Raw genomic sequence first — 9,322 nt, 5'->3', positions numbered from 1 at the left:
GGCCCAATCCGGCAGATCGAACCGCTCGTCCTCGGATCCCAGCTCGATCTCCGCGAGCACCAGTCCTGCATTCTCGCCGGCGAAGACATCGACCTCCCAAAGATGGCCGCCGCACCGCACCCGATGGCGCACCTTGTCGATGACCGGCAGACTGCTCAAGGTCTCCAGCATGACCCGAGCGTCGTCGATCGGGATCTCGTATTCGAATTCGGAGCGGGTTACACCCATCGTCCTACCCTTGATGGTCAGAAATCCGCGATCTCCCTTCGCCCTCACCCGGACCGTCGCACGGCCCGCCTCCGCCAGATAGCCTTGGAGAATCGGCTCGCGGTCCTCGACAGAATCGCGCCAAGATGCGTTCTTCACCAGAAACTTACGCTCGATTTCAAGGCCCATAAACCGCGCCCGGAGTGAAAATGTGAAACTGATCAGGCTCGCATGTTCCGAGCAACCAAAAGCCTTTTAGTCGGCGCGGTTTAGAATTGAACCGGAATTCGTCGATGACTTCGTGCATAGCATGATTGATGCGAAGGATGAGCCAGCCTTGACGGTCGCATTCACCCGACTAAAAATTCCTGAATCGCGTCAGCTCCAACGAACCAGGGTCGGACGCACATTCGCACCGAGCCAAAAACCTCAAATGCCGCGCCGAAGACGCGATTCAGCAACGCTCGAACAGGGCCATCGACTCGACATGGGCCGTCTGCGGGAACATATCCATCACCCCCGCCGAAACAAGCCGATAACCAAGCGCATTCACGAGACGATCGGCATCGCGCGCCAGGGTCGTCGGATAGCAAGACACGTAGAGCACCCTCTCCACGCCGAGCCGCGGCAGCCAGTCGAGCACCGCAAGCGCGCCGCTGCGAGGCGGATCCAGCAGAACCTTGGTGAAACCCTCGCGCGACCAGGGCTCCTGATCGAGCGCACCATATAGATCAGCCGTATAGAAACGTGCGTTCCCGATCTTGTTTAACTCCGCATTCGCCTGCGCGCGCGCCACCAATCCGGCGTCGCCCTCCACCCCGACCACCGCTTCGGCCTGACGGGCGAGCGGCAAGGTGAAGTTGCCCACGCCGCAGAAGAGGTCCAACACCCGCTCGTCGGCCTGGACATCCAGGAGTACGAGCGCTTGGTCGAGCATCGATCGATTCAGCTCCAAGTTGACCTGCGTGAAATCGGTCGGCTCGAACTCGATCCGAAGATCGTAGCGCGGCAGCTCGTAATGCAGGGTGATCCCCTGGCCGGGCAGCGGCCGGATGCTCTCCGGCCCGGCCTCCTGAAGATAGATGTGGAAACCCTCGCTCTCCCCGAGCGCCTCGAGCACGCCCAAGTCGGCCGCACTCGGCGGAGTCAAGGCGCGGAACACCAAGACCGGCGGCGTATCGCCCATCGCTACCTCGATCTGAGGCACCTGCTCGCGGATGCTCAGGGCATCGACCGCGGCACCGATCGCCTGCAGATGCTCCCCGACACTCGGGTGGAGCACCTCGCAGCGGCCGATATCCGTGATGAAGGCATTGCCCCGCTCGCGAAAACCCACCAGCGTTCGGCCTTTCTTCGCCACATAGCGCACACCGAGTCGCGCCTTGCGCCGATACCCCCAAGCGCCCGCCGTCAAGGGCGCGAGCCAGGTCTGCGGGGTCACCTTCCCGATGCGCGCGAGCACGTCCGCCAGACTGTCTTGCTTGGCGCGAATCTGGGCACCCGCCTCCATGTGCTGCAGACTGCAACCCCCGCAGACGCCGAAATGGCTGCATTTGGGCACCACGCGCTCCGGCGACGGCCTCAGCACCTCGACGACGACACCTTCGTCGAACCGACGCTGGATGCGCGTATACCGAAAACGCACCCGCTCCCCCGCCAGCGCGCCGTCGATAAAGACCGCCTTGCCGTCGAAGTGCGCCAATCCGCGACCTTCGTGCGTGAGGCCCTCGATCTCGGCCTCGACAGGCTCCTGCGGAAGTGGTTTGCGTTTTCTCGACACCGACTGCGTCCTCGACACTCAAGCTGTAAACCGAAACGACCGTGGTTGGCCCTAGGCCGGAAAGACCCCGGTCGACAGATAGCGATCGCCGCGGTCACACACGATCGCCACGATGACCGCGTCGCGCACCTCCCGGGAGAGCGTCAATGCCGCGGCGATACAACCGCCGGACGAGACCCCGGCAAAGATCCCTTCGCGCGCCGCCAGCTCGCGGGCCGTCTGCTCTGCAAGCTCCTGAGAGACGTCGATCACGCGATCCACGCCGGCAGGATCGAAGATCTTCGGCAGATAGGCCTCGGGCCACCGGCGAATCCCCGGAATGCTGGAACCCTCCTCGGGTTGGACGCCGACGATTCGGATTGAGGGATTCTGCTCCTTGAGATAACGGCCCGTCCCCATGATGGTCCCGGTCGTACCCATCGCGCTGACGAAATGGGTGACCTGTCCGTCGGTATCGCGCCAGATCTCCGGACCTGTCGACTCGTAGTGAGCGGCCGGATTATCCGGATTCGAGAACTGATCGAGCCGGATCCCCTCCCCGCGCGCCTCCATCGCATTCGCCAAATCGATGGCGGCCTCCATACTACCGGCCTTCGGCGTGAGGACGATCTCGGCGCCGAAGCTGCGCATGACGCCGCGCCGCTCCGCACTCATGTGCTCGGGCATGATCAGCACCATCCGATATCCCTTGATGGCCGCCGCCATGGCGAGCGCGATGCCCGTGTTGCCGCTGGTCGCCTCGATGAGCGTGTCGCCGGGTTTGATGCTCCCGCGCTCCTCGGCGCGCCGGATCATGTTCACGGCCGGTCGGTCTTTGACCGATCCGGCGGGATTGTTGCCCTCGAGCTTGGCTAGAACGAGGTTGTCGGTGTCGCCGGGAAGGCGCTGGAGTCTCACGAGCGGCGTATGGCCGACGAAGTCTTCGATCGTTGGATAGGACATCTTCTGCTCACATCGGCGTCGCGCCGGGGGACGAGTTTGGCTGCGCTCATTCTGCACCAGCAGCATGCATCGACCAAGCTGCAACACTACGCGGCTTACTCTGCCTGGACGTTGCGGGCCCAATGCCTTTAGAGTATCGGGTTGATGGCGACCTTTTTTGGACGGCGATGCGTATGACCGATCAAACCTCCAAGCTCGACAGCTTGCCGGCTCGGGACGCCGACGCTGCACTTGCCAGCGCGGGTGGGGACGCCGATCTCGCTCGCGAGTTGCTGGACGTCTTGTTGGCGGGGTTGCCCGAAGAGATCGAGGAGCTTCGCGCCTGCATTGCGGAGGCCGATTGGATCGCGCTGGCCGAGCACGCGCATCAGGTGCGCGGCGCAACCCGCTATTGCGGTGTCCCTGCGTTGGACGAAGCCATCGAAGCGTTGGAGCGCACGGCACGGCGCGGCGATACGGCGCTTGTATCCGACGATTTTGCCGCTGTCGAGTCGCAAGCAAGCCGTCTGGTCGAGGCATTGGGCGCTTGACTGGCGCCCACACACCGGACGCTTGGTATGGACGGCATCTGGGTCCGATCGCGGCGTGACGCTGTTTCGAAACAATCCGACGTTTTTTGACACTCTTGGATGCCTTATCGGACGGTCGCGGTCATCCGCGCATCCATTCAGGCGTGAGGTTCCACATCCCCGAGGTGACGCCGTGTGTCGAAAAGCGGCCGCATAGCGCCGGGCAACGTCGTTGACAAGCGATAAGGTTCAATTTTCCCGCGTCGATTTCCAGTCTGGCGCAAAATTTGCGTTCGGACCGACATCCTTTCGATCAAGTCGAGAATCGCCCGATCCGAGGTCGATCATGTTTCCGGAAGAACTTTCCGCGAGGTTGCTTAAGAGCGTGACTGTGGTCGATCCGAGCGCAAAAGAGCAAGTGATTTCCAAAGATGACGACCCGAGCCAGAAGACCCGCAAACTCTCCGACCAAGCTCTAGCAGTTGCAGAGAGCCTCAGGGCATCCACGATCTCAGCATCCGTATTGACCGGAGTCGTCCGTGCTGTTGACGCGGTGACTGTTGCATCACTCGGCGCGCTGACCCTGCTGTCGGCGGCCGGCGCAGGCGCCGTGCATCCCCTTGCGGTCCTGACGATCCTCGCAGGGGTCGTTCTGGTCACGCTGGTGTTTCAGGCGGCCGACTGCTACCAAGTCTCCGTGATGCGTACCCTGCTCCCGCAACTGACGCGCATCATGATCGGTCTTTCGTTGATCTTCGGTGCCTTCATCGGGGTCCCGCTGCTGTTTGACTACACGCCGGATCTCCCGCCGGATTGGCTCGGACTCTGGTTCGGCCTGACACTGTTGACGCTGCTCACAATGCGCCTCGCACTCTCTATTCTGCTGCGGCACTGGACCCGAGCCGGCCGTCTGGAGCACCGTGCGGTCATCGTGGGCGGAGGCGAGGCGGCCGCCGATCTGATTCGGGACATCCAAAAGCAACCAAACTACGCGATTCGAATCTGCGGAATCTTCGACGACCGCAAGAACGACCGATCGCCGGCTATCGTCGCGGGATACCCGAAACTCGGCAGCGTCGCCGACTTGGTCGAGTTCGCGCGCATCGCCCATGTGGACATGCTGATCGTGACGATCCCGATCAATGCGGAGCGGCGGCTGCTCGAATTTCTGAAACAGCTCTGGGTGCTGCCGGTGGATATCCGTCTCTCGGCGCATACCGCGAGTTTGGATTTTCGCGATCGCGCGTCCTCTTTCATCGGGGCTGTACCCTTTGTCGACGTGGTGGACAAGCCGGTCGCGGACTGGGATGCGATCGTCAAACGAACGCTGGATCTGCTGGTCGCCAGTGCCGCCTTAATCCTCTTGTCGCCCATCATGCTCGCGACGGCGCTCGCGATCCGGCTGGACAGTCCCGGTCCCATCCTGTTTCGGCAGAAGCGCTACGGGTTCAACAACGAGGTCATCGAGGTCTTCAAATTTCGATCGATGTATCACCACCTGTCCGATCCACTCGCCAAACACGTCGTCACCAAATGCGATTCACGAATTACGCGGGTCGGGCGTTTCATCCGGAAGGCATCGATCGACGAGCTTCCGCAACTCTTCAACGTCTTGAGTGGGGAGTTGTCGCTGGTCGGGCCGCGCCCTCATGCGGTGAACGCGCATACGAACGAACGTCTGTGGGAGCAGGTCGTGGACGGTTATTTCGCCCGCCACAAGGTCAAGCCGGGCATCACCGGATGGGCGCAGGTCAACGGCTGGCGCGGCGAGGTCGACACGCCCGAAAAGATTCACAAGCGGGTCGAGTACGATATCTACTACATCGAAAACTGGTCGATCCTGTTCGACCTCTACATCATGTTCAGAACGCCTTTCGCGCTCTTCAATACCGAAAACGCTTATTGAACTTGTTCTCGGAATGGACCGGCAACGGGAGTCAAGAGGCTGAGGTGCGCCTTTTCGGGAGCCGAGGCCCAGGTTGCCTCGGTTCACCCTCAGCCAACCCTTGCCGCCAACACCCCCGTCTTCAGAGCCGACTCGCCTCGGCCGTATCTACTGCCTGGAGTGTTTTCGCCAATCCAGCCACTGCCCCTCCGATATTACTGAGTTCCGCGGGCAGGATCAGGGTCGTGCCGGACTGAGCGATGCGTCCGAACTCTCGCACGTACTGCTCCGCGATCCGCAGACTGACGGCATCCTTCCCGCCGGGTTTTTCGATCGCTGCGGCAATGCGTTCGATCCCGATCGCGGTCGCCTCGGCGAGCATCTGAATCTCGCGAGCCTTTCCCTCGGCCTCATTGATCTGCTTTTCCTTCTCCGCTTCCGAAAGATTGATGACCTGGATCTTCTGACCCTCGGAGATGTTGATCTTCTCTTGACGCTCGCCCTCCGAGCGAGCCACAACCGCCCGGCGCTCGCGCTCCGCGCGCATCTGCTGCTCGAGTGCGTCGGTGATGGTGCCCGGCATTACGATGTCCGCGATCTCGTAGCGCATGACCTTTACACCCCAGGGCTGTGCGGCATCGTCCAATGCGCTGACGACCTCTTCATTCAGCCTACTGCGTTCCTCGAAGGTCCGGTCCAGCTCGATCTGTCCGATGATGGAGCGCAGCGTCGTCTGCGCCAAGCTCATGGATGCGAATCGATAGTCCGTGATGCCGTAGCTTGCCGACTGGGGATCGATCACCTGAAGGTAGAGGACCCCGTCCACGCTTACGGCGATATTGTCCTTGGTGATGCACTGCTGCTTGGGGACATCGAGCGCCTCCTCCTTCAAGGTATGTCGGTAGGCGACTCGATCCACGAAGGGGATCAGGATATGGAATCCGGCATCCAGGGTGCGCGAATAACGCCCCAAACGCTCGATGATATAGGCGGAGCGCTGCGGGACGATCTGCGCCGTCTTGGCAAGCGCGATCACGATCACAGCCACCGCGACGAGCGAAATCAGGGTGCTGATGCTGAGGTACATGTCATCCATCGTGCCGTTTCTCCTCTAAACCGCGCCCAGCGCGGTATGTAATGTTTGTGGATCGGATCGGCCTGGGCAGACTCGACAGGTGTTGGAGCTGGCGCGGTTTAGACGAGAAAGGAAAAGCCGATCTTTCCGTACGACGCGCCGCGCTGCCGGACTCAGGGCTCGGTCGTGCTCGGAGGGGTTGCACTGACGTGCAGGACAAGACCTCGCCGGCCGATGAGCCAGACCGTGTCGCCCGCATGGACGGGATCCGATGACTCGGCATTCCAGCGCACACCGTTGAGGGTCACGACACCCGCCCCGCGTACGAAATCGGTCTGAGCCCGTGCTCTCGTGCCGTCGGGCAGCACTTCGCTGCCGCTCCCGCCGGTCTCCACTTGTCCCCGGAACCAGGGCTTGAGGCGATGTCGCGCGAGCAACAAGAGCGCGGCACCAAGGACGCCGAACAGCAGGATCTGGGCGGGCGGATCGATCGGGACATCAAGGAACAGCAGCAGTCCGATCAGCAGCGCGGCGATCCCGAAGAAAACGGCGATCACGCCGGGCAGCGCGAGCTCGGACAGGATCAGCAGGACGCCGATCAAGGTCCAAAGTGAGGCAGGGGTAAAGGTCCAGTCGATCATGAGTAAGGCTCTCGGGCCGATCGCTCCATCCGTTGTACCGAGCGAACTCTACCATCCGAACGAGCGCTTGGCATACGTCGATGCCTGCCGATGCCTCATTCGTCATTTCGGCCATCGTGGCACGTGGCGCCGAGCGCCAAGGGCATGCGTGACACCGCGAAGCGGATGTCACGAGACCCTTGAGGTTCGCGTGGCCGGTTGAATCAGCGCGCCCCGCCCGAGGAGACGACTTTTCCGCAGGTCAATCGAGATCCGGTGTGTGGCCTGTCGCGATGTAGACGACGCGCTCGGCGAGATTGGTGGGTCGGGACGCGGCGCCGCTGCCGCTTCCGGACTCTAACCGGAGAGTTTGACGATCTCGTGACCGTCCGTAACTCGTTACACTCGATGAAGATTCAAAGCACATCTCCTGCGACATCTCGCGGGCGGCACCATGCAGAGCCCTCACGCCGAGTATTAACCCTGCCGAACGCGTTTTAGAACGCTTGCTCGATCGGCCCCGGGCGAAGACCATACTCGGGTCGGCCGTTTCGCGCTCGGAGATCCCGGGACGCGCAAGCGGATTCCGCATCAAGAGGATATGACGCATGTTCGAATCGACAAAGGTGGGGCGCTCGGTCAGCAAGGACGACTTCAAGGAGCAGCAAGAAGCGCTGCGTACCGAGCTGCTCTCGGCACAGCGCGACCTGAAGGACTCCGATATCCCGGTGGTCGTGATCATTTCGGGCGTCGAGGCCGCAGGCAAGGGCGAGGTGGTCAACCGACTGAACGAATGGCTGGATACGCGCGGCGTCCAGACCTTCGCCTTCTGGGACGAGACCGACGAGGAGCGCGCACGCCCGCGCTACTGGCGGTTTTGGCGCTCCATGCCGCCGCGCGGGGAGATCTCGATTCTTTTCGGCGGCTGGTATCAGACCCCAATCGAGCATCGCTTTCAGGGCCATTGCAGCGATGCGGAGCTCGACGGAGAGCTCAACCGTATCGTCGATTTCGAGCGCATGCTGATTCAGGACGGCGCACTCATCCTGAAGTTCTGGTTCCACATGTCCGAAGAGGACCAGAAGGCACGCCTGAAGGAGCTCTCGCGCGACGACAAGAGCCGCTGGAAGATGCTCCCGGACAAGAGCAAGTTCTCGGAGCAGTACGCCGCATTCGAACAGGTCGCCGAGCGCGTCATCCGCCACACCGACAGGGGTGTCTGCCCCTGGTATCTCGTGGAGGCCGAAGACCGGCGCTACCGCGATTTGACCGTCGGCAAGACCCTTTTGCACGCCATCCGCTCGCGACTGCGCGAGACGCCTCCGGACGAGATCAAGATCAGCAGCGGCAGTCCGGAGCTACCGAGCGGTGCGAATGCTCAGATCACGCTCCTCGATCAACTGAATCTTTCGCTTGCCTTGGAGAAGGACACCTACAAGGCGGAAATGAAACGCCTGCAAACCGAGATCAACGAGCTGGCTTGGAGCGCCTACAATAAGAAGCGCTCGACCGTCCTGGTGTTCGAGGGTGTCGATGCGGGCGGGAAAGGCGGCGCGATCCGCAGGATCACCACCGCGATCGATGCGCGACTCTATCGCGCCATCCCGGTAGCTGCGCCGACCGACGAGGAAAAATCGCACCATTACCTATGGCGTTTCTGGCGCCACATCCCGCGGGCAGGCTATATCACGCTCTACGATCGGTCCTGGTACGGACGCGTCCTGGTCGAACGGGTCGAGGGCTTCGCCGGCGACGATGAATGGCGACGCGCCTACTCCGAGATCAATCGCTTCGAAGAGCAGCTGGTGGACAGCGGCGTCATCCTGCTCAAATTCTGGATACACATCAGTCAGGACGAACAGCTCAGACGTTTCAAGGATCGCGAGAATGTTCCTTACAAGCGCTACAAGATCACGGACGAGGATTGGCGCAACCGCGAGAAATGGCCCCAGTACAAGGATGCGATCAACGAGATGGTCGTGCGCACGAGCACCAAACACGCCGCTTGGACCCTAGTGGAGGGCAACGATAAGCCCTATGCGCGCGTGAAGGTGCTCAGGACGGTTTGCGACACGGTACGCGAGGCACTCAAACGCGACCCCGAGCCCACGGCCGGTTATCTGCCATGCGGCGACAAGCGACCCGAGCAGACAAAGCCCGATCAAACAAAGAAGGGGTCGAACGGCAAATCCGAGTCTTGATCCTAAACCGCGCCCAGTTCGGTATGCGATGTTTTTGGATGGGATCGGCCCCGGCAGACTTGTCGGTCTTTGGAGTTTGCGCGGTTTAAGATATTAAAAAATA

Annotated in this window: 8 protein-coding genes; 3 read left to right on the top strand and 5 right to left on the bottom strand. The window is 61.6% G+C overall.

The genetic code is table 11. The annotated features are described in order from the left end of the window. The 3 genes from GPT33_RS14420 to cysM form a co-directional block, all read right to left on the bottom strand. Window positions 1–396 (bottom strand): CYTH domain-containing protein (locus GPT33_RS14420; RefSeq protein ID WP_296810102.1); only part of this gene is annotated, 396 nt, incomplete at its 3' end. 265 nt (window positions 397–661) lie between these two features. Next, on the bottom strand, window positions 662–1,987 hold the full coding sequence (rlmD, locus tag GPT33_RS14415) for a 23S rRNA (uracil(1939)-C(5))-methyltransferase RlmD (protein WP_296810100.1): 1,326 nt from the start codon (window positions 1,985–1,987) through the stop codon (window positions 662–664). Between the two features lie 51 nt (window positions 1,988–2,038). Further along, window positions 2,039–2,929, bottom strand: a complete 891-nt coding sequence (gene cysM, locus GPT33_RS14410; protein WP_296810097.1) for a cysteine synthase CysM — start codon at window positions 2,927–2,929, stop codon at window positions 2,039–2,041. Between the two features lie 173 nt (window positions 2,930–3,102). Here cysM and GPT33_RS14405 point away from each other — a divergent pair, with 173 nt between their 5' ends. Both GPT33_RS14405 and GPT33_RS14400 read left to right on the top strand, forming a co-directional pair. After that, window positions 3,103–3,459, top strand: a complete 357-nt coding sequence (locus tag GPT33_RS14405) for an Hpt domain-containing protein (protein WP_296810095.1) — start codon at window positions 3,103–3,105, stop codon at window positions 3,457–3,459. 532 nt (window positions 3,460–3,991) lie between these two features. After that, the gene (locus GPT33_RS14400) at window positions 3,992–5,344 is read left to right on the top strand and encodes an undecaprenyl-phosphate glucose phosphotransferase (RefSeq protein WP_296810093.1); all 1,353 of its coding nucleotides are present in this window, start codon (window positions 3,992–3,994) and stop codon (window positions 5,342–5,344) included. Between the two features lie 121 nt (window positions 5,345–5,465). On the opposite strand, the gene GPT33_RS14395 is transcribed toward GPT33_RS14400, so the two are convergent. Both GPT33_RS14395 and GPT33_RS14390 read right to left on the bottom strand, forming a co-directional pair. Continuing rightward, entirely contained in the window at window positions 5,466–6,419 is a 954-nt protein-coding gene (locus GPT33_RS14395; protein ID WP_296810091.1) for a stomatin-like protein, read from the bottom strand. Between the two features lie 152 nt (window positions 6,420–6,571). Then, a complete protein-coding gene (locus GPT33_RS14390) occupies window positions 6,572–7,039 on the bottom strand; it encodes an NfeD family protein (protein ID WP_296810089.1) in 468 nt (155 codons plus the stop codon). A gap of 587 nt (window positions 7,040–7,626) precedes the next feature. Between GPT33_RS14390 and pap the strand changes: the two genes are divergently transcribed. After that, complete coding sequence (pap, locus tag GPT33_RS14385; protein WP_296810088.1) at window positions 7,627–9,219, top strand: polyphosphate:AMP phosphotransferase; 1,593 nt, start codon at window positions 7,627–7,629, stop codon at window positions 9,217–9,219. Window positions 9,220–9,322 lie beyond the last annotated feature (103 nt).

Source organism: Thiocapsa sp. (assembly GCF_011390875.1).
Classification (GTDB): Bacteria; Pseudomonadota; Gammaproteobacteria; order Chromatiales; family Chromatiaceae; genus Thiocapsa.
Note: the sequence above shows the minus strand (reverse complement) of the source record. Positions and strands in the feature narration are given on the sequence as shown.

What these genes read in the sequence shown, in the direction of transcription:
- cysM (WP_296810097.1), bottom strand. Translation starts at nt 2,929, where the DNA reads ATGTCCTATCCAACGATCGAAGACTTCGTCGGCCATACGCCGCTCGTG.
- GPT33_RS14395 (WP_296810091.1), bottom strand. Translation starts at nt 6,419, where the DNA reads ATGGATGACATGTACCTCAGCATCAGCACCCTGATTTCGCTCGTCGCG.
- GPT33_RS14390 (WP_296810089.1), bottom strand. Translation starts at nt 7,039, where the DNA reads ATGATCGACTGGACCTTTACCCCTGCCTCACTTTGGACCTTGATCGGC.
- GPT33_RS14405 (WP_296810095.1), top strand. Translation starts at nt 3,103, where the DNA reads ATGACCGATCAAACCTCCAAGCTCGACAGCTTGCCGGCTCGGGACGCC.
- pap (WP_296810088.1), top strand. Translation starts at nt 7,627, where the DNA reads ATGTTCGAATCGACAAAGGTGGGGCGCTCGGTCAGCAAGGACGACTTC.